We start from the raw sequence: 20,190 nt of genomic DNA on the forward strand, positions 1-20,190 counted from the left end.
GCGTACCGTACAGGTGCGCTATTTTTTATAATTCGGGCTTACAGAATACTTGAATAACCGATTATTAAAGTTGTGATTTGGAAGTCTTGAAACCTAGCTATTCCAATCCAAATAATAATAAGAACCAATTGAACTGTTTGAATACTCAAATCAATTTTTTGAGCGTCATACACAATATATAAATAATTCACCGGAAAAAAAACATACATCGTAAATAAACTTGGAATTAAATATTTGGAATATACCGCTGACAAAACCCAAGTTTCTCCAAAAAAATACAAAATAATTTCATCGATAAATAAATATAAAAACGAAAAAAGTATAATCCCTGTCACAAAATTAAAAGTCATAATTTTACCATAAGATTTCAACGAGTTACCTTTTTCATCCATTTCTTTACTAGACATATTCTTAAAAATATCTGCTGTCACGCTTCCTAAAATATTAATAGGACTCCTTAATAAACGTTCAGTTAAACTATAAAATCCTAATTCCGTCGAAGAATATAAGAAAGAGACACTTACAATCATACTATTAAGTGAAAAAGTATTTAACAGTTGTATGGGCAGTTGAAATTTAGGAAATTTTTTATATTTCACTAAAGTACTTTTTAAATTTTTCATCTCTACTGATTTAATATTTATTGAAAAATTAAGCTTTTTTTGCAAATGAATTATCCAAATTAATTGAGACAAAAGGAGAGCAATAATCATATATTGATTTAATGCCCAACCAAAAACAATTAAAAATACTGCTAAAATAAGTTGACTTAACCACTTATTATTTGACAGTTCCTTAAATTTCCCTTCTTTAATACCATATTGATAATAAATTTGATAGTAACTCATAATTATTATTGAAAAAGTATATATGCCTGACAAAAAATATGTATTATAAATAGTAAATTTGTCAAATAAATTAAGACCAATAAAAAAAAGGAAGCCTAAAAAAAGCGAATTTATTATACTAATAGTAACAATTTGTGTCAAATCTTTATGAAGGCTATGTTTAGACATAATTGGGATAGCAACTTCTAATCTAAGCGTAGCTATTATAACTCCAATAGTCACACAAGTTAAATACAAAGAATATTCACCAAACTCGTCTGGATTAAATACCCTTGTTATAAGAGGGAGCGTAATAAAAGGGATTAGTTGAGCTAATAAAGTTCCTCTAAATAAGATACTTATTCTTTTTAACATGAATGAATTTTACCTACCTTTACGAAAAAGTTCAGTATATTTCTTTTCATAATATAAGTTAATAAAAGGCATTGCTAACTTCACTACTCTGCCCACGGAAGATATTTCAGAAAATTCATATTTATCTTTATTAACTTTTTGATACGCGTCCCAATAGCGCCACCAAGCTACTATTTGATAAAAAAATTTAGAATGTTTTAAATTAGGTACAATTTTTTCCAGTCTTAAATGATAATTTATAAGGTAACCTTCAATGTTATTAGATTTAAAGTTTTCATTTAAAGTTATTCCATCTTCACTTTGATATTCCACATATTTCAAAACTTTATTAGTGCAAATCAATTGGTGATTTAATCCAACCTGATCGAATATGTAAGCTTCAGGTATAAACTTCACCTCTTTATTTTCAGGAAATTTAAAGTTTCTCAAAACTTCAGTCTTATTCATTTCACAACAATCGCCATAATTTTTGCGATTCTTTCTTCTAGGAAAATGTAAATCTAAATAAGAAATATTTCTCCCACTGAATTTTTCTCCTATAACCTCATTTGTTCGGCTATTTAGACATTTACCTATTATTCCACTCGTAGACGAATCTTTAATTTCAGCAGACATATTATACAATATGTCTACTGCATCATCTGCCATCCAATCATCAGAATCTAAAATTAAAAAATATTCTCCTTCAGCTTTTTCTAAAGCTAAATTAATTGCAGTATATTTTCCACCGTTCTCTTTTAAAAAAAAACGAATTAATAATTCACTTTCATTCATATAATCTTCAATGTATTTTTGTGTACCATCTTTTGATCCATCATCAACAATTACCACTTCAAAATTTTTATTTTTTTGATTTTCCAAGCTTTTCAAACATCTTCCTAATGTATGTTTACGATTATACGTAGGAATAGCTATGGTTAAAAACATTATATATATCCACCTTTTAAATAGTCTTATTTTTTTTTATAAAATTAAGTAGAATTCCTAACATTACATAAATAACATAAAAAAACAGAGTTGAGGTAATTAACATGAAAAAACCATTATATAATGAGCCTCGTGCAAAAATTATATATGCAGAACACACTGTTACAGTTAAAAAGATATTTGGAAAAAGATTAAGGTGGTTTATCAATTTATCAAAATACTTGAACACAAACGCCCAAAATATTGCCAATAACACTCCGTACCACCAAAAGTTAGCAAATAAATCTCCATAGAAAGTAGGGTGCATTGAAAAAGTAGTATTACTAAAATCTCCACTATAAGCTGTTCCCATTGAAACAGCAAAATCTGGTGGTTTTATACCTCCAGAAAGCTGTGTTGGCAGCCAAAAGAGTAGAATTCTCACATATGACGCTCCCTCATTAAACCCTGGAAAATTATTATTAAATTGGATAAAATAATAAAAGGCATTTCTTAGCCCTAACTCTCCGTCATCGCCAATAATTTGATTTAAAATCATCTCATTGATTTCTTTTAAATTAAAGGTACTTATAAAGTACTCCAAGCTTCCTTTTATTCGAATAACCCTTAACATATATACTATATATACCGTAGTTAATGCTAATAAAGAAAGTTGAATTGTTTTTTTAAAACCTATCCCTTTACTTTTTATAATAACTACTATCGCTATTCCTACTATCAAAGGCAATATCTGAATTCTATTTCCTGAAATCATTGCTACTGAGAAAATTATAAGCATACTTATAGAAGCCCATAGATATTTTTTTTTCAATAAAAAGTATAAACCTATGCCTGCCACACCAAAAAAGACATAACTATTCAATCTATATGGATGTAATAAATTTAATTGAGAATAAAAAATATAAAACCTTCCCCATGTAGCCTGTCCTATTCCTCCAAAATGCACAATAGCTATACTCAAAAGCATACCTAAACTCAGTGAAAGAACTATCAAGAAACTTTTACTGATAAACTTTTCATTAAAAGAAGAATGAGAACTCAAACCTTTGAATGTGATTTCATTCTTAGAGACTATTAATCCTCTAGTTATAAGATACATAATATTAAAAATAATCATAAATAATGACGCCTTCGCCATAATAAATAACTTATTAATATCTGAAGTAATCGTCATTTCAATAAATTGTGGGATACCTATCATTATTAATAATGTTCCCCAAAAGAAAATTGCTCTAGATTTCACTTGAAACTCTAGATAACATACTGCAACCAATGATATCAATTGAGTTAACCCAATAATTTGAAGCATTTTATCTACCTCATACCTCTATAAAATTGTTTCATTTACTTTCCAATTTCCATTCGCAGTACCCACTACTTTCTTACGCAAGTCCTCAGTTTCCAGCTGTTGCACTTCCGCTAAAAGTTCTTCAAGCTGCTCATGTTCCATACAGTTCGCTTTCCCTACATGGATTTTCGGGAAGATATTTTCTTCGTGTATTTCTTCAGGGTTTAGAAGTTCTTCATACATCTTCTCCCCTGGGCGAATGCCAGAGAATTCGATTTTGATTTCGTCTTCGGTAAAGCCTGATAAGCGAATAATGTTTTTCGCAAGGTCGACAATTTTTACGGGTTCGCCCATATCGAGTACGAATACTTCACCACCACGTGCCAGTGTCCCCGCCTGTAGTACAAGACGGCTTGCTTCTGGGATTGTCATAAAGTAGCGTGTCATATCTGGGTGCGTTACCGTAATCGGGCCACCTGCAGCGATTTGTGCTTTAAAGCGCGGTACGACCGAGCCTCGAGAGCCAAGTACGTTACCAAAGCGTACAGCCGCAAACGTTGTGTTACTGCGTCGCGCTAAATCTTGTACCACCATCTCCGCAATACGCTTTGTCGAGCCCATGACGTTTGGTGGGTTTACTGCTTTATCGGTCGATACGAGTACAAACTTCGTCGAACCAAATTCATGTGCCGCTTCCGCCACATTTTTCGTACCGAACACATTGTTTTTCACCGCTTCGTACGGGTTATATTCCATTAACGGTACGTGTTTATGCGCCGCTGCATGGTAAATCACGTCTGGGCGGTGCTCGCTCACCACTTCGAAAATACGTTCACGGTCTTGTACATCAGCAATGACTGGTATTAGCTCAGTGCCGTTAAATCCCGCTTCCGTTAACTCCATATGAATCGTGTAAATCGAGTTTTCCCCGTGCCCTAACAATAGTAGCTTTTTCGGTTGGAACTTCATCACTTGGCGACAAATTTCAGAGCCAATCGAGCCCCCTGCCCCAGTAACTAAAATCGTTTTATCCGTTAATGCTTTTGAAATCGCAAGCATATCAAGCTTCACTTCGTCGCGACCAAGTAAGTCTTCAATCTTTACTTCTTTAATATCGTTAACCTTTACTTGCCCTGTCATAACGTCTTCGATTTTTGGCATAATCTTTACTTTTGCCCCTGTTCCAAGGCAGCTTTCATATACATGCTCGATGCCCTTTTTACCAACAGACGGAATGGCAATAATAATTTCTTCAATTTGCTTTTGTTCGACCAGTCGTGGAATGTCCTTCGTTGTCCCGCAAACCGTAACATCAAAAATCTTTAAGTTTTGTTTATTTAAATCATCATCCACTAAGCATACCGGGAAATATGTATCCTCATCGTGACGTTGTAAATTACGTAATAGCATCGTGCCACCTGTACCAGCACCAACAATTAATACGCGCGTTAGCTTTTTCGGGCTACGCAGTAATGTATGACGCTCCTTAATGACACGTACAAGGAAGCGTGAACCACCAATTAAAATCATATGTAATAACCACGTAATTGCTAATACACGTACATACACATCACCAACTAAAATGCTTTGCATAATACCTGCCACTACGATTGAAATCGTGACGGCATATGCAATGATTACAAGTTCACGAACAGATGCAACACTCCATACACGGTCATATAAATGGAAGAAAAACGCCGCAATGTGATGACTAAATAATAGTGTCAATGCACTTAGAATAATTAAGCTGTTCGAATAAACATTTAATGTTGGGTTTAATATCCAATAACTCATAAAAATCGCAGATAGCACGATTGCTGAGTCCAATAAGAAAAATGCAGCATATCTCAACCTGTAATTCATAAATATTTAATACCTCTCTCGTTCCTGGATTTCCAAAATACTACATTCCATTATACAACTAATTAACCATTTATGGGAACAACTTTCCAAGTTTTTTACAGCTTCTTATTATTTGAATAGTACGGACCACCACTTTTTTTGTTTTGCTTCTTTTGGTTCCCATACTATTAGACCTTGATTTTGTATAATTCTCTCATTATTTTCGAGAAGCATATCAATAGTCTCATGATGCTTTTTTTTCTCTAAATAATCTAAACCTGCATTAAACAGCGACGGGCGCGTGCCTACATTATGTGCATCTGAACCGTACGTATGTACTAAATTCGCTTCTACTAGCTGTAGTGCCAGCTGCTGCACGGATTTTCCGAAATGTCCACTTAAGCTTCCGGCTGTTACTTGCGATACGGCCCCTTCACGAATAAGGCGTTCTAAACGCTCCGGCTTTTCCGCAATCCCTTTATTACGCTCTGGGTGCGCAATAATGGGTGTAATGCCTTCATCTAATAATCCATACAGTATGTTTTTCGTATATTGAGGGACATTGCTAGACGGTAGCTCTAACAGCATATAGCGTGAATTCGCTAACGTTAATAAATTCCCAGCTTTATATTGCGCTACAATATCCGGCTGAATGCGGATTTCTTGACCTGTATGCAAGGTAATCCCATAGTGCGCTGCCACATGCTGTAGCTCTTGCACTTGTGCTGTTACAACCGTTGCAGTTACATCGTATTGCGGATGCAACGCATGGGATGTCGAAATAATATCCGTAATCTTCTCTTGCTGTGCTTGTGCAAACATCGCCTTCGTGTCATCAATCGTCGTCGGTCCGTCATCCACACCGTATAGCACATGCGTATGCATATCAATCATGTAATTATCCCCTTCTCTCATTTAACAGAAAAAGAGTAAATGGCACGAATGCCTTTTACTCTGGTTGTCCGTAGTATTGATAATAATAGTGATCACGCTCTAGCACATAATTATTTAAAATTACGCCTAAAATATTAGCTTTAGATGCTACTAGCGCTTCCTTCGCCTTTTGCACCATGGCTTTATCTGCTTCACCTGCGTTAACTACTAGGACAGTCCCATCACAGCGGTTTGATAAAATTTGTGCATCTGTTACAGATAGCACTGGTGGTACGTCAAAAATCACAAAATCATAAGCTGCTGTTACGTCTAAGATGAATTGGTTCATCGATTTTGAAGCAAGTAGCTCCGCTGGGTTTGGTGGAATTGGACCACTTGTCATCACAAATAAGTTTTCCTGTTCGGTCTCATGAACTGCCTCACTCATCGTAATTTGATGCGTCAGTAAATTCGATAAACCTTTTGTGTTTTTCAAATTGAATGTATGATGTACTGTCGGTTTACGCATATCTGCGTCTACTAATAACACGCGTTTACCGCCTTGTGCGTACACAGCAGCGATATTGGCAGAGTTTGTTGATTTCCCCTCACCTGGTGATGAAGACGTCACAATAACCGACTTAATCTCCTTATCAGGATTCGAGAAACTAATATTTGTACGAATCGTACGGAATTGCTCAGATACGATCGCTTTTGGACTTTCAATTGTAATTAACTTACGTGCCAATGTAGAAGGAGTACGCTTAGCACGTTGCTTTTTCTTTTTATTAAACATGTTAACTCGCTCCTATTTTATGCTCTGCGTCGTGTGCTCTTTTGTAAGTCTTTTTCCGTAATCGGACTTACTAAGCCAATTACCGGTAACTCTAATAAATCTTCAACGTCTTTTTCAGATTTGATCGTCGTATCTAAGTATTCTAGTAAGAATGCTAAACCGACACCAATCATTAAACCTAATACAGCAGCAATCGCCATATTCAGGACTTTATTCGGAGATACAGGGCTAGGATTTTCAGAATGCATGGCAGGTGATAAAATATTCACGTTATCCACATTCATTAGCGTTGTAATTTCCTTTTGGAATACGGTTGCAATTGTATTGACAATATCCGTTGCAACTGCATGACTTTCGTCTTGTACGCTTACCGCTAAAATCTGTGAATTATTCGCATTTGATACCGTAATTTTACTTGCTAATTGTGAAGCTGTTAATTCTAAATCTAACTCTGCATTCACAATATCTAAAATTGCCGGACTTTTAATAATCTCACTGTATGTATTGATTAGTTGTAAGTTTGTCTGAATTTCAGATGTTGTCACCTGCTGTGACTGCGAACTTTGCTGATTTACTAAAATCTGTGTTGTCGCTTGATACATCGGTGTGATGACGTAAAAGCTAATAATTGCGGCAATCACAATGGCTGCGATTGTAATCCCAGCAATCATCCCTAGACGCTTTTTTAACGTCTGGAAAATATCTTGCAAGCTAATTGTTTCTTCCACTAAATCGTCTCTCCCTTATTATAGCTCTTACCATTATACGAACTTTGTTGTGCTATGTCTTGATAATTTTGCGCTATTCTTCTATTGATGCTATTCGAATTTATATGACTAAGTTCGACACAAACAACTAAATTATAGCACAATTCTAGGACTTTATGACATCCGGCTTATCATTTGACATCTTGTACAGAATCTTTTTAATTCTACCATTTTTACTCGGTCATGTCTCTATCTTCTGTCAATCTTCATTATACAGACACAAGTACTTGGTTGCGAACTATTTTTTCTTTATTTCCTATTAAATTACAATTTTTACAGTACAAAAACTCGCTGACTACGAATATAGTCATGCGAGTTTTATGATTAAAACTGACTTTTCACTTGGTCTAATAAACTAGCTTCACGTGCTTTTTTAGCCGATTCGTACTGTGTAACGAAACTATCTGCGTATGAAGCATCATAGCCATTTGCCTGTAGTTCATTTTTCACAACACTTAATAATGCGTTGAATGCATTATCAGTATTACTTTCTAACGATTGTGCTGCACCGTAATATTTTTGATAAAAGTATGCGTATGACACGCTCTCACCGTTCGCTTTAGCCGTTGCATATTCGCTTTTCGCTGTGCCGATTAAGCCGCCTAATTTCGCTGATGCTTGACTTTCAAGCGATGCAAACGAACCTGCATACTTATTTTTAATGTCCGATACAGTCGGTTTTCCGCCGGTAGATGTTTCGCCACCAGCATTCGGTGCTGTCGTATCATTTGTCGAACCACTGCCGCCACTATTAACGGCTCCACCGTTTGATGCTGTATTGCCATCTGTCGTCGTATTATTTGTTGTGCCTGTATTTGATGAACCTGCATTTGCTGTCGTTTGTTCACCTGTATTTGTTTCGTTGTTCGTTGCATCAGTTGTAGTTGAACCGTTTGCTACACCATTATTTGTTGTTGTATTTGTCGGTGATGTATACGTAATCGCTGTCGTTTCACCTGTTGGTAATACTGCTTCACCATTTGCCTGTACGACTGCACCTGCTGGTAAAGTTGTCACATTGTCTGTTACTGTGCCATCTGGTAATGTGACCGTCGTACCATCTTCGTTCACAGTTGTTCCTTCTGGGAATGTCGCTATTGCTTGTGTCGCCGGTGACACCTCATCTAACACATTGCCGTCTTTATCTACCACAACAACCGAACCATCTGGTAACTCTAACTCAAATCCTTCTTCTAACACTTCGTCAACCTTTTCGTCAGCGACGTCATATTCTTTAATTTGTGTGAAGTATACGAGGACACCACCAACTGCTAACACAAGAACTAAAAGAATACCGAAAATCCATTTTAATTTCTTCATGTAAACCCCTCAGACTGTTTTCTTTTTATTTTACCATATAAAAAGAAAACTCTCAGTAAATTACTGAGAGCTTCCGAATAATTCCTTATTGAATAACTAATGTTAATGTCGTTGCGTAATCTGTACCACCATTATTCACGACAACTGGTAATGCAAATGTTTTGCCTTTTAATTCGCCTAAGTTCGACGCGTCACCTGCTAATTCTGAGAAGTAACCAAGCACGGCTAAAGAGTTTGGTACTAAACCATTCACTTGCTTAATGCCTAAGTTCACTACTAATTCATTATATAGACCCATGAATGAGCCAAATGTCGCTGCTGGGTTCACTACTGTCGCTGTAACTGTTGTACCTGCACCCGCTACTTGTACGTCTGAAGACTGAACAAGTGTACCGATTGAAGCAATTTTACTTGCTAATAATTCTGCCTCTGTTGGCGCTGGTGTTGGATCTACTGGCGCTGGATCTACTGGACCAGGACCTGGCGTTACAGGCGTATTTAACTCTGCTAACTTCGCTTCGATTGCTTTTAACTTATCAAGTGTTGCAGATGTTAATGCTGCTTTTTCTTCTTCAGTTAATGCTGTATATGCTGCTACGGCTGCTTCTAACGCTGCTTTATCAGCTGTTGCAATAGTAACTGCTGCGATTGCTGCTTCAAATCCTGATACATCTGGCTCTGCTGGTAAATCTTCAATTTCAAGCGCTGAATACACATCAGTTAAGATTGATTGTGCCGCTTCCGTTAATAATGCTTGCTGCGCTTCTGTTAATGCTTCAAACGCATCTGCCACTTTTTGTAACTCTTCTTTCGTTGCTGTCAGCACATTTACTTTTGATAGCACTTCTTCTAATGCCACAACTGCTGGATCCGCTGGTGCTGGTGTAGCTGCTTCCACTGTTTGTAACATTTTTGCAAACAATGATGTGAAGTGAATACGTTTCACCGTTCCTTTTGGATTAAACTCTGCTACGTTTGAAATTTTCAGCGCATTTAACGCATTAATCGCATTACGTGATTCTGCTTTTGCCTTTGCTAAGTCTGATACATTCCCAGTCATATTCAGTGCTGCTGCAATTGTCACTAAGTCTTGACCTGTTACTTCTTTCGCTAAGCGGTCTACAACTAACGCTAAGTTTTCGCGCGTCATTTTACCGGCTGCCATTAACTTGCCATCACTACCTGTGAAGATACCTGCATCATGTGCTAATGCTGCTAACTGAACAAGCTCTTTATCTGTGTGATTTACTGGTAAATCTGTAAAACGTGCTTTTGTATTCCAGTCAGCTGGCACCGTTTGACCTTCCACATTTGTTAAATAACGGCCTAAAATCTTTACAATTTGCCCACGAGAAATATCTGTATTTGGGCTAAAAGTAGTTGGTGTTGTTCCTGTGACAACTTTCAAATCTACTAAATATTTAACCGCATCCTGTGAATCTTGGGCATACCCCGCTAAATCTGTAAATGATGTTGTGTTAGCATGTGTCGCTACTGGTGCGACAACTGATGCAACAACGGCACTTGCTGTTAATGCTGCTACGAATTTATTCATTCTATTCTCTCCCTTTTCTCTAATTACTATCCATTATATAATAGTGCACACAAAAAAACACCGCTACAAATGTAACGGTGTTGTGCGTAATTATTTGATATCGATTACTTTGAATTCACGTACTTCTGGTTCAGGTGCTACAGTGTTATCTTGAGCTGAGCTAGCAATAACTGTACCATCATTCGCTACTTTACCAGCTTCAATATTATTCACTGTTTGATTCGTTTTGGCAGCCAGTTTCTCCATTGTTTCAGAGAATGTTAAACCATTTCTTGATTCTTGTGCAACTGTAATTAAATACGTATTTTTTGCATAGTACTTACCATTTGTTAAACGAACATATTTAAAGTTAAAATCTTTTACCTTTTTGTTTGCTACATTGATTAAATATGTGTTTTTCGCTAATGAGTAGTACTTATTCGCATTTTCTTTATCTTGATAAATTAACTGATCAAAATTCATAGCGGCAGATGCTGAAACAACACTAGAACTAAATACTCCCAATACAAGGACTAAAGACATTAAAATTTTCTTCAAGATACTTCCTCCTTTTTCCTATTTCATTACTATTATAAATGAATTCGCTATATTTTCCAATGAAGACTGTGAATTTTCAATTAAAATTAATCCTAATGATGGGTCCTCTTCCACTAGCATAATAGGATATTCTGTGCCTTCATACTTTAAAGAATAACTAATTGCTGGATATGCCTGCTGTAATGCGTCCATTTCTACTACAACAAGAGTCCCTGCTGTAATTGGCTCTTCCACATAACTGACAATCTCTTTTTCTTCTAGTTCCTTTAATGCTACTTCCGTTAATGATTCAGCAAAAAGGTCACTATTTTCTTCGTATACCGGTAAATACAATGCATCTCCAGCTTCATCAACTTTAAATGTAGGTATATTGTCTTTCTCTACAACAGTTGTTTCTGAGATATCGATATTTTTAGCAGCCTCAGAATAGTAAGTAAATATTTCATCTTCCTTTATATCGTTCAAAATGATCTCATTTGTAGCAGTTCCATTATTGTCTTCTGCACTAGATACATTTTTTTCTTCGATTTCTACTTGGCTTGTTTCAGTTGTCTCATTTTCAGCTGTGTCAGTTTCAGTTGGAGTGCTTTGTTGTTCTGTCCCCAATGTATCAACTTCTGTTACCTCTACAGTTTCGGTTAACTCTTCATTTGTTTCAACTTTTTCAGTACTTTCTTGTTTCACTTCATTTGAACAAGCAGTAAGAAACAGTAAACTACATGTTGTTAATATAAATTTTTTCATTACGTATGGTCACCTCGATATTAATTTGAAACTTTTGTAAATAGCGATTCTTTGCCACTACGTGAAATCACAATAAATTGGTTTTCATTAAACACTTTAATAGTGCCACTTAACTCTACTGAAAAAGATGGAATCGACATTTCAAAAAAGCCGTCTTGTAACAAATATACATTAGGCCCTTCATAAATGAAATCTAAAGCTGTAACATGTAAATACGCTTCACCATTATTATAACTAGAAGTAATATTTAAATCTTCACCTTTGTAGTTATATTTATTTTTCCATGTACCAGCTAAATTTTCCGTCGTTAATGTATGCGTCACTGTAAATTGTTTCGAAAAATCTGCTTGTGTTGTTAAATTATTTTTGGCTACAAGACCTTCAGTAATCTTCACCTCATATACACCATTCTCTAACAAGTTTAGAGGGATTACTTCCACTTGAGAATCATTTGTTACATTTACACGAACAGTAGCTTCAACCGGATTTCCTAGTTCATCTATCACTTGAATTTTTTCTAAGTTTTCTTGTGTATTTAACACTGGTAAATTCAATTCAACAGTCCATGCCTTTTCTCCACCTACATGTATATTATTTGCTTTCGTCTCCAATGTAAATAAATTGAACATCGTTATGACTGTTAAAAATCCTATGGCTAGAAATTTTTTCATTTTTTATATCCTCCTTGTACTTTTCTCCACTAACATTATCATAAAGTGATGTATATAAAAAGACGACTTTCTAAATTTCTTAGAAAGTCGCCATTTTTTAACAATTAGTAGTTATTAAAATACTAATGTATATTCTGTTGTTTTAGTTGCATCTTCTTTATCAGCTAAAGTTACTTTGAACGTTTTGCCTTTTAAAGTTGCTGCAGTTTGGTTTTTAGATTGTAAGAATGTTAATACTTCTTCAACTGCGTTAGCCGCTGTTAATTCAGTTGTTAACGTACCACCATCTGGTAATGTGATTGTAGCAGTTGCATCTTCAGATAATTGACCTTTAGCTGCGTCTTTTAATACTGCTAAATCATCAGTATCGTATAAAGTGATGTTAACTGTGTTGCCGTTTACTGAAAGGCGGTTTTCTTTAACAGTTACTTCTGCAGTAGCTGTTACAGCTTCTGGAGCTAAACCGTCAAAGTTGATTGCTGTAGAACCTTCTTCAGTAAATGAAGTGTATTCAGTACCATCGATAGTTACTGTATAAACAGCACCTTCTTTAGCGTCTTCAATTAAAATAATTGAACCGCCAGCACCGTTAGAGATTACTTCGCCTAAGTCAGCAATAGTGCCAACTACAGCAGAAGCTACTAACTCAGTAGTTTCATCTAAAACCACTGGTGCTTCATTTGGTGTTGTTGGGCCATTCTCATCTTCCCGCTTCGTTCGCGGCGTATAATGAGCCTACACCGCACAAGCGACTTTCATCGCATACGGCGTGCCATCAGCATACTTCACAAAATATACTGACTAGGTTCCTTCGCTCCTACTAGTTTTTTCCTCCTTCTATGTTGCCATAAAAGTACAAGCGGCTAGCAATCGACACTACTATGAACCTGCTGCCATTTACCATGGATCATCAGCTCTTACCAAGCCTTCTCATGATAAACTTCAAACGTTCCGTTAAGTTGATCCCTCTTTTTAATACCCTTAGATTCCCACTTTGCTTTCTAAAAGAACAGCAGATTTAACAGTCAATTCCTCTGCTTCCATATATGTATTTCATCATATCGGTCTTATACAAAACCCCTGGCGTAGCTTATTATCGTATAAGTTTACTTTTAGTGCTTTACATGATGGGTTCGTTGTCCTAATCATAGGTATTTTTTAAGGAGCTCCGCCTCAGGACTACCTGAGTACGACTTCACCTGACTTCACCCCTTCGACGTGGTAGCGTCTCACTGGATGCAGGAGGATTAAGCGCGTATATAGAGACTGTTATATACGGATTGGACTTTCACCAATCTTTTCAATCTTAACAGTTATTACCTAACACACTGGCTACTATTTAGCCTTATGTACTAAATAACACACATTTCGTTACCCTCACGTAATATAAATCTAACTAATTTTTACATACATGGGTTAAAGGTTACCTTCCTAGACGTGCTAGGAAGGACCTTCTTGAACTTATAGTGTAACGTTTCGTTTATTTTTCTTAAGGAGTTACTGTACCAGAAACGTATTCGTAGTTAGTTACAGTTGCAACTGTGTTAGCTTGTGCTTTGTTACCAGCAGCATCTTTAATATCAGTTGTTACAGTATTAGATTCAGGCTTAACTGTTACTGTAGCCGTTTGAGATACGTTAATGTTTTGACCTAAAGTTACTACTAATTGGTTAGCTTTCTCACCTTGAGCTACTCCAGTAACAGCGATTGTAGCGCCGTTAACTACTACTGATAAATCATCAGTTGTACCGTTAGTTGTAACGTTTTCTGAGAATGTTAACTCAATTTTGTTTGTTTCTGTAGTAGCATCTACAGTTTGAGTTGTTACTTGGTATAAACCAGATTGTAATTTTGGTGTGATGTTATCAGTTACTTGTACTAAACCGTTAACTGCACCTTTGTTTACTAAGTTATCAACAACGTTAGAACCTAAAGCAGTAGAAACGTTTGTGTTGATGATTAATAATTGCTCAGCAGTTGTTGCGTAAGACTCAGCTGGTAATGTAATACGAACTGTTTTCTTGTCGTTTACGAAGTCAACTTTTGTGCCAGCTGGTAATGCTTTACCATCTAACGTGTAGTTAGCTGCGTCTAATGCAGATGTACCCATATCAGTACCATAGTTGATAGTGATTGTGCCAGGAGCTGCAACAGTGTTTAATGTGTAAGCGTAGTATGGAGCTACTGGGTCTACTGATTCAGCAACACCTACAGATACTGTTAATGCATCGTTTTTAGCTGCAGTTGCAGTGTAATCTTCTAATGCAGTACCAGTTGTGTTTTGTACTTTATAGTTGAATTGGTCTTTTGCTAATTCTACTGAGTAAGGAGCTTTATCTTTATCTAAACCAGCGATTGTGATTGTAGAACCAGATACAGTTGTTGCTTTACCAGTTACGATTACGCCATCTTTATCGCGTAATACGAAGTCAGCAGCAGCGCCTTCTAACTCTTTACCGAAGTCGATTGTTGCAACGCCAGTGTCTTTGTTTAAGTCAGTAGATTTTACTTTTGGTTTGTTGTCGTCTTTTGCAAGAGTTACAGAACCTTCGTATTTAGTACCGATTAAACCAGCAGCTGTGTAGTTAGTTAACTCTACACCGATTGTAGCTGAAGTTTCTTGACCTTGGTATAAACCGTTAGCATCTTTAGGAGCGTCAGAAACTACTACCCAGATACCTGGTTTACCTTTTTCGTCAACACCTGCGTTAGCAGATACGATTGTTAAGTTTTCTGCAACTGTTACAGCGTTGTCAAATACTTGAGTACCAGCAGCATTTTTCTCTACAGCGAAAGTAATGTTACCTTTCTTAACTGTTAAAGCAGCTTTAGATAAGTCTACAGCTGTGTTAGTAGATAAGAAGAATGTGTTAGCACCTTTAGCAGTGATAGCTGTTACTGCAGGAGTTACTACATCTACAGTTACTGTGTAGCTACCGAATAATACAGGAGCTGTAGTACCACCAGTTGAAGTTACATAGTAAGCTACTACTTCGTGAGTACCAGTTGTTTTGAATGTGTTCGCTAAGTTTTGAGCTACTTCATAAGTGTAGTCACCAGCTTCGTTAGTACCTAATGCTACTAAGTTAGCGTCAGCGATTTGAACGCCATCAATTTTAAGACCAGCTAATTTGCCAGCTTGTACTGGGCGGTCGAAAGTTACTAATAAAGAACCATTAGTAGTTACTTCAGCAGCAACGAATTTTGGAGCAGCTTCAGCGTTGAATGTAGCTGTTGCAGATGCATACTCTTCAAATTTAGTACCGTCAGTAGCTAAAATTTGGTCGTTTGTTTGTGCAGCATATTTGTCACCATCTTTTAATGGAGCAGCTAATAAGATGATTGCAGATTTGCCATCTTCAGAAACTTGAATGTCAGCGATAGCTACGTCTTTAGCAGCGTTCACATCGATGTCGATTAATTTGAAAGCAGCAGCGTTGCCAGCATCTTCAAATGCTTTTTCTAATGCATCAGCATCTACAGCTTTAGAGAAATCAACTTTGATTTCAGAAGCGTTGATTGCAGTTACAGCAGCTACTGTACCTTCAGTTGGTGCTTCGTTTGTGTAGTTAACTGTTACAGTGTACTCAACACCGTTGTGAGTGAATGTTACTTCGTTCTCACCTAAAGTTAATGCTTCTTCTAAAGTGAATTGTACTGTTTCAGTTTCTTCACCAGTTTTGAATGTAACTTCGATTGTGTTAGCATCGATTACTGTTACAGATTCAACTTTAGTTACTACTTCTTCAGCTAACTCGATCATACGAGCTAAGAATGAAGCGAAGTGTACACGTTGAGTGTTTGCTTTTGGTTTGAATTCGTTAGCATTAGATACACCTAAAGCGTTTAATGCAGAAATAGCTTCACGAGCTTCTTCTTTAGCGTTTGCTAAGTCAGAAACGTTACCAGTTAAACCAGCTGCTGCTGCGATTTCTACTGCAGACTTACCAGTTACTGATTCTACTAAACGGTCTAAGATTAATGCCATGTTTTCACGAGTTGTGAAACCAGCTGGGTTTAATACGTTACCTTCAGAACCTTGGAATACGCCAGCTTCTTTAACGACAGCTGCATATTTTACTAGGTCGCGGTCAGTACGGTCTAAAGCTACGTCAGAGAACGCTTGCTCAGTTTCCCAGTTAGCTGGTACTTCAGCATAGCCGTTTTCTACTAAGAAACGACCTAACATTTTAACTGCTTGGCCACGAGTGATGTTTTGAGATGGTTTGAAAGTACCGTCTTCAAAACCTGTGATTACGCCAAGGTCAGCTAAGAAAGCTACTTCGTCTTGTACTGCTTGGTCATACTTTACGATATCTGAGAACTTTGCGTCAGCAGATGCTGCAGGAACTACTGCTGTTGCTACTAAAGTAGCTGTAGCAGCTGTTGCTACGAATTTTTGATATTTCTTTGGTTGGTTAGCCATAGAAAAATTTCCTCCTCTAAGTTCGAAAAATTAAGTTTAAGCACGCCAAAAAAGGCGATAGTCTAAACAACTACACATAAAAGTATAGTTCTACTGCAAATCTTTGTCAATCGGAATTTGGCACAAGCCAGTTCCTCTGAGTACCGAATTGCAGGTGCAACTATATTTTCGTCTATTTGCAATGTTATTTCAAGTGAAAACACCATTTTGTTACACGGTTGTAACGTTTGTCACAAAATTTATGTCGCTTTTGAGGCAAAACTGCTTAAAAAGCACTTTTTTATCCATTTCCCTTTTGTTTCAAATGTTTAATTCGTAACATAACGAAAAAAGCCCAAGCATACAAAGATGCTTGGGCTTTTTTCGCTTGGGCTACCAACCGTTAGTACTTAAAAGTCTATATTTATCATATAGAGGAAAATTTTCTATCCACTTATAGTCTATCACCTGCTTTTTACAAAAACAAGCATTAACATTATTTTTTCTTGCTCTTCATTACCTCTAATAAAAATTTTGGCAATGCCATTTGACGACCGATACGTGACGGTTCTTTTACAAGACGGTAGAACCATTCTAAGTTTGCTTTTTGCCAAAACTCTGGTGCGCGTTTTACCGTTCCGGCTAACACATCAAACGAACCACCGACACCTTGATATATAGTCGGATGAAGTGTATCACGGTTATCGTTAATCCAATTTTCTTGGCGTGGGCTGCCCATCGCTACAAAAAGTAAATCTGGCTTCACCGCATTAATTCTTGCACGTACAACCTCATTATCTTTTTCGTAGCCATCTTGCGTCCCGACAATTTGAATACCTGGATACATTTCTTCTAGTTTCGCTTTTGCTTTATCCGCCACGCCTGGCTTCCCACCGTATAAGAAGATAGGCTTGCCACGCTTTGCACCTTCTTCGCATAAACGTAACATCATATCTACACCTGTTACACGCGCTGTAATTTGTCCCTTTTGGAGCTTCGACGCTAAAATAACGCCGATGCCATCCGGGATTTGAATTTCGGCATTATTGAGTAATGCCATTAATGAAGGGTCTTCTTTTGCCTTCATAATTTTTTCAGGGTTAATGGCAACAACTAATGCCTTGTCCTTACGCTCAATTCGGTCAAATACTTCAACCATTAAACCATCATAATCTTCGGTATTTACCTTTACGCCAAGTACTGTTTCTTTCATTAGTTTTTCGCATCTCCTAATAGATGGAACTCAAAACCAGCCGCTTCCCACTTCTCACGGTTTAAGCAGTTTTTCGTATCGAACACGATTTTCGCTGATGTTTTCACAGTTGTTGGGTCTAACTCTTTAAATTCATTATGATCCGTTAAGAATACTAAAACATTTGCATCGGCTACTGCTTCTTCAAAGCTTTGTGTCTGTGTCGCATGGTAGTTCGTTGTAATATGTGGGTCGTGTGATACAACGTCTAAGCCAAGTTGCTCTAACTCGTGAATCACTTCTGTTGACGGGCTTTCACGCATATCATCTACGTTTCCTTTAAACGCTAAGCCAAGTGTTGCCACTTTACCACCTGCAATTTTATGTTTGTTTAAAATGGCTTGTGTACGCTGAGCTGTAAAGGCTGGCATGCCGTCATTTGTTTGGCGAGATAAATGGATAATTTGTGCGCCTTCTTCCCCACCAAGCTCTACTAAGAACCATGGATCAACTGCGATACAGTGACCACCTACACCTGGCCCTGGGAAATGGACATTTACACGTGGGTGATAGTTCGCAAACTTAATCGCTTCCCAAATGTTGACATCTAATTTATCTGCAAGCTTCGCTAATTCGTTCGCAAACGCAATGTTCACATCACGGTATGTGTTTTCCATTACTTTTACAAGCTCTGCTGTCGTTGCATCTGTTAAATGAATCGTCCCTTTTACGAATACTTCATATAATTCTTTTGTCATCACAGCTGATGTTTCGTCAATACCACCAACAATGCGGTCGTTGTTCACAAGCTCTTCAAAAATACGGCCTGGAATAACACGCTCTGGTGAGTGTGACACAAATAATTGCTTCCCAATTTCAAGACCTGTCTTTACAAGCTCCGGTAACATAACGTTCTCTACTGTTTTTGGTGGTACTGTCGATTCTAAAATGACTAAGTTGCCTTCTTTTACGAATGGTACGATCGAAGCTGTTGCTTGACGTACATATTCTAAGTTGGCTGTTTTATCGTCATTAATTGGTGATGGTACCGCAACGATAAATACATCTGCCTCTACTGGCGATGTTGACGCTGTTAAAAAGCCTTCATCTACTGCTTTATTTAAACGCTCTTGTAAGCCGTTTTCTTCAATGTGTAATTGTTTATTTTGAATGCTTTGAACGGCTGCTGGGTTTACGTCAACACCGTGTACGCGTACACCGTGGTTTGCAAACATAACAGCTGTTGGTAAACCAATATATCCTAACCCTATAACACAAATCGATTTTGTCATCACTATTCTTCTTCCTTTCGATACACTACCTGCATCTTCATAATTATCTATATAGACGTTTCCCGTTCGTTTCCGGTTTCACGCATTCTAGTATACAACTTTGAGTCATTTCTGTGAATAGAAAACTCTTCTATCTATTCGTTCCTACTCGATTGGTTTCGCTTACATCGTGTAATTATGACTTTCTTCTTATTATAATAGGTATATAAATGTAACAAATGAAAAAGCATCTAATCCACTCGCACGATTAGATGCTTTATATTGTATGGCTAGCCAATAGTTGTTCCTCCATCTAAGCTGTTCAACTGCTCCGTTAAATGCTGAAATGCTGCTCTGTCGTTATTTGCGAGTGCTTCATCAATTAAACGTGTAATGTTTGTACGTTCAAGCGATAAAATAATATCATCTACTTCCGTCCGCTCTGCTGTTTTCGGCACAATGTCCTCTGCATTTGGTGCTGAACTCTCAAGAATCGGAATTAAATGCTCATGCACATTCGAAATGAGCAACAACTGATAGAGCGGTAAACGAATGAAACGATTACCTTTTTGGAATACAAATACTTCTGATAAATTTTCTACTTGCATCGTCTTTAAATTAACAATCATTTCCTTCCCTTCAATCGGGATGAAATGGAACACTTCTTCATCTTTTAAAATTGAGAAATATTGATATGCAAATACGAGACGTAGCTGGTCTCCCGTCACTTTCGTATAAAACGGCTTCATGAATTGTACATGAATCATATGGACAACCCCCTAACTTTTTGAATTTTTAGA

At 37.0% G+C, this 20,190-nt stretch carries 17 protein-coding genes; all 17 read right to left on the reverse strand.

What is annotated here, in order from left to right; all coding sequences use genetic code 11:
* Positions 1-38: 38 nt before the first annotated feature.
* Positions 39-1,202 (reverse strand): lipopolysaccharide biosynthesis protein, encoded by a 1,164-nt coding sequence (locus A6M13_RS12440; protein ID WP_066546847.1) that lies wholly within the window; start codon positions 1,200-1,202, stop codon positions 39-41.
* Between the two features lie 9 nt (positions 1,203-1,211).
* Entirely contained in the window at positions 1,212-2,129 is a 918-nt protein-coding gene (locus A6M13_RS12445) for a glycosyltransferase family A protein (protein ID WP_066546849.1), read from the reverse strand.
* A gap of 16 nt (positions 2,130-2,145) precedes the next feature.
* Positions 2,146-3,438, reverse strand: coding sequence for an O-antigen polymerase (locus A6M13_RS12450; RefSeq protein WP_066546855.1), 1,293 nt, complete (start codon positions 3,436-3,438; stop codon positions 2,146-2,148).
* An 18-nt stretch (positions 3,439-3,456) separates the two neighbouring features.
* Positions 3,457-5,280 (reverse strand): polysaccharide biosynthesis protein, encoded by a 1,824-nt coding sequence (locus A6M13_RS12455; RefSeq protein WP_066546856.1) that lies wholly within the window; start codon positions 5,278-5,280, stop codon positions 3,457-3,459.
* A 108-nt stretch (positions 5,281-5,388) separates the two neighbouring features.
* Positions 5,389-6,153 (reverse strand): tyrosine-protein phosphatase, encoded by a 765-nt coding sequence (locus A6M13_RS12460; RefSeq protein WP_066546857.1) that lies wholly within the window; start codon positions 6,151-6,153, stop codon positions 5,389-5,391.
* Between the two features lie 55 nt (positions 6,154-6,208).
* Entirely contained in the window at positions 6,209-6,928 is a 720-nt protein-coding gene (locus tag A6M13_RS12465; protein WP_066546859.1) for a CpsD/CapB family tyrosine-protein kinase, read from the reverse strand.
* A gap of 17 nt (positions 6,929-6,945) precedes the next feature.
* Positions 6,946-7,656, reverse strand: a complete 711-nt coding sequence (locus A6M13_RS12470) for a YveK family protein (protein ID WP_066546862.1) — start codon at positions 7,654-7,656, stop codon at positions 6,946-6,948.
* A gap of 363 nt (positions 7,657-8,019) precedes the next feature.
* Positions 8,020-9,015, reverse strand: a complete 996-nt coding sequence (locus A6M13_RS12475; RefSeq protein ID WP_066546865.1) for a hypothetical protein — start codon at positions 9,013-9,015, stop codon at positions 8,020-8,022.
* Between the two features lie 85 nt (positions 9,016-9,100).
* Positions 9,101-10,570, reverse strand: a complete 1,470-nt coding sequence (locus A6M13_RS12480; protein ID WP_066546868.1) for an S-layer homology domain-containing protein — start codon at positions 10,568-10,570, stop codon at positions 9,101-9,103.
* Between the two features lie 90 nt (positions 10,571-10,660).
* Entirely contained in the window at positions 10,661-11,107 is a 447-nt protein-coding gene (locus A6M13_RS12485) for a hypothetical protein (protein ID WP_066546874.1), read from the reverse strand.
* An 18-nt stretch (positions 11,108-11,125) separates the two neighbouring features.
* Positions 11,126-11,851 (reverse strand): membrane lipoprotein lipid attachment site-containing protein, encoded by a 726-nt coding sequence (locus tag A6M13_RS12490; RefSeq protein ID WP_066546877.1) that lies wholly within the window; start codon positions 11,849-11,851, stop codon positions 11,126-11,128.
* Between the two features lie 20 nt (positions 11,852-11,871).
* A complete protein-coding gene (locus A6M13_RS12495) occupies positions 11,872-12,522 on the reverse strand; it encodes a hypothetical protein (RefSeq protein ID WP_066546880.1) in 651 nt (216 codons plus the stop codon).
* 114 nt (positions 12,523-12,636) lie between these two features.
* Complete coding sequence (locus A6M13_RS12500) at positions 12,637-13,191, reverse strand: hypothetical protein (protein WP_066546885.1); 555 nt, start codon at positions 13,189-13,191, stop codon at positions 12,637-12,639.
* A gap of 820 nt (positions 13,192-14,011) precedes the next feature.
* Positions 14,012-16,948, reverse strand: coding sequence for an S-layer homology domain-containing protein (locus A6M13_RS12505; RefSeq protein ID WP_066546887.1), 2,937 nt, complete (start codon positions 16,946-16,948; stop codon positions 14,012-14,014).
* A 475-nt stretch (positions 16,949-17,423) separates the two neighbouring features.
* Positions 17,424-18,140: a WecB/TagA/CpsF family glycosyltransferase gene (locus tag A6M13_RS12510; protein WP_066546890.1), complete on the reverse strand. Its 717-nt coding sequence runs from the start codon at positions 18,138-18,140 to the stop codon at positions 17,424-17,426.
* Entirely contained in the window at positions 18,140-19,411 is a 1,272-nt protein-coding gene (locus tag A6M13_RS12515; RefSeq protein ID WP_066546892.1) for a nucleotide sugar dehydrogenase, read from the reverse strand. The genes A6M13_RS12510 and A6M13_RS12515 overlap by 1 nt, the downstream gene beginning before the upstream one ends.
* A 269-nt stretch (positions 19,412-19,680) precedes the next feature.
* A complete protein-coding gene (locus A6M13_RS12520; protein ID WP_066546895.1) occupies positions 19,681-20,157 on the reverse strand; it encodes an IDEAL domain-containing protein in 477 nt (158 codons plus the stop codon).
* Positions 20,158-20,190 lie beyond the last annotated feature (33 nt).

The organism is Caryophanon tenue, from assembly GCF_001700315.1.
Classification (GTDB): domain Bacteria; phylum Bacillota; class Bacilli; order Bacillales_A; family Planococcaceae; genus Caryophanon; species Caryophanon tenue.

What these genes read in the sequence shown, in the direction of transcription:
- A6M13_RS12495 (WP_066546880.1), bottom strand. Translation starts at nt 12,522, where the DNA reads ATGAAAAAATTTCTAGCCATAGGATTTTTAACAGTCATAACGATGTTC.
- A6M13_RS12445 (WP_066546849.1), bottom strand. Translation starts at nt 2,129, where the DNA reads ATGTTTTTAACCATAGCTATTCCTACGTATAATCGTAAACATACATTA.
- A6M13_RS12510 (WP_066546890.1), bottom strand. Translation starts at nt 18,140, where the DNA reads ATGAAAGAAACAGTACTTGGCGTAAAGGTAAATACCGAAGATTATGAT.
- A6M13_RS12515 (WP_066546892.1), bottom strand. Translation starts at nt 19,411, where the DNA reads ATGACAAAATCGATTTGTGTTATAGGGTTAGGATATATTGGTTTACCA.
- A6M13_RS12505 (WP_066546887.1), bottom strand. Translation starts at nt 16,948, where the DNA reads ATGGCTAACCAACCAAAGAAATATCAAAAATTCGTAGCAACAGCTGCT.
- A6M13_RS12490 (WP_066546877.1), bottom strand. Translation starts at nt 11,851, where the DNA reads ATGAAAAAATTTATATTAACAACATGTAGTTTACTGTTTCTTACTGCT.
- A6M13_RS12450 (WP_066546855.1), bottom strand. Translation starts at nt 3,438, where the DNA reads ATGCTTCAAATTATTGGGTTAACTCAATTGATATCATTGGTTGCAGTA.
- A6M13_RS12440 (WP_066546847.1), bottom strand. Translation starts at nt 1,202, where the DNA reads ATGTTAAAAAGAATAAGTATCTTATTTAGAGGAACTTTATTAGCTCAA.
- A6M13_RS12480 (WP_066546868.1), bottom strand. Translation starts at nt 10,570, where the DNA reads ATGAATAAATTCGTAGCAGCATTAACAGCAAGTGCCGTTGTTGCATCA.
- A6M13_RS12465 (WP_066546859.1), bottom strand. Translation starts at nt 6,928, where the DNA reads ATGTTTAATAAAAAGAAAAAGCAACGTGCTAAGCGTACTCCTTCTACA.
- A6M13_RS12460 (WP_066546857.1), bottom strand. Translation starts at nt 6,153, where the DNA reads ATGATTGATATGCATACGCATGTGCTATACGGTGTGGATGACGGACCG.
- A6M13_RS12455 (WP_066546856.1), bottom strand. Translation starts at nt 5,280, where the DNA reads ATGAATTACAGGTTGAGATATGCTGCATTTTTCTTATTGGACTCAGCA.
- A6M13_RS12475 (WP_066546865.1), bottom strand. Translation starts at nt 9,015, where the DNA reads ATGAAGAAATTAAAATGGATTTTCGGTATTCTTTTAGTTCTTGTGTTA.
- A6M13_RS12520 (WP_066546895.1), bottom strand. Translation starts at nt 20,157, where the DNA reads ATGATTCATGTACAATTCATGAAGCCGTTTTATACGAAAGTGACGGGA.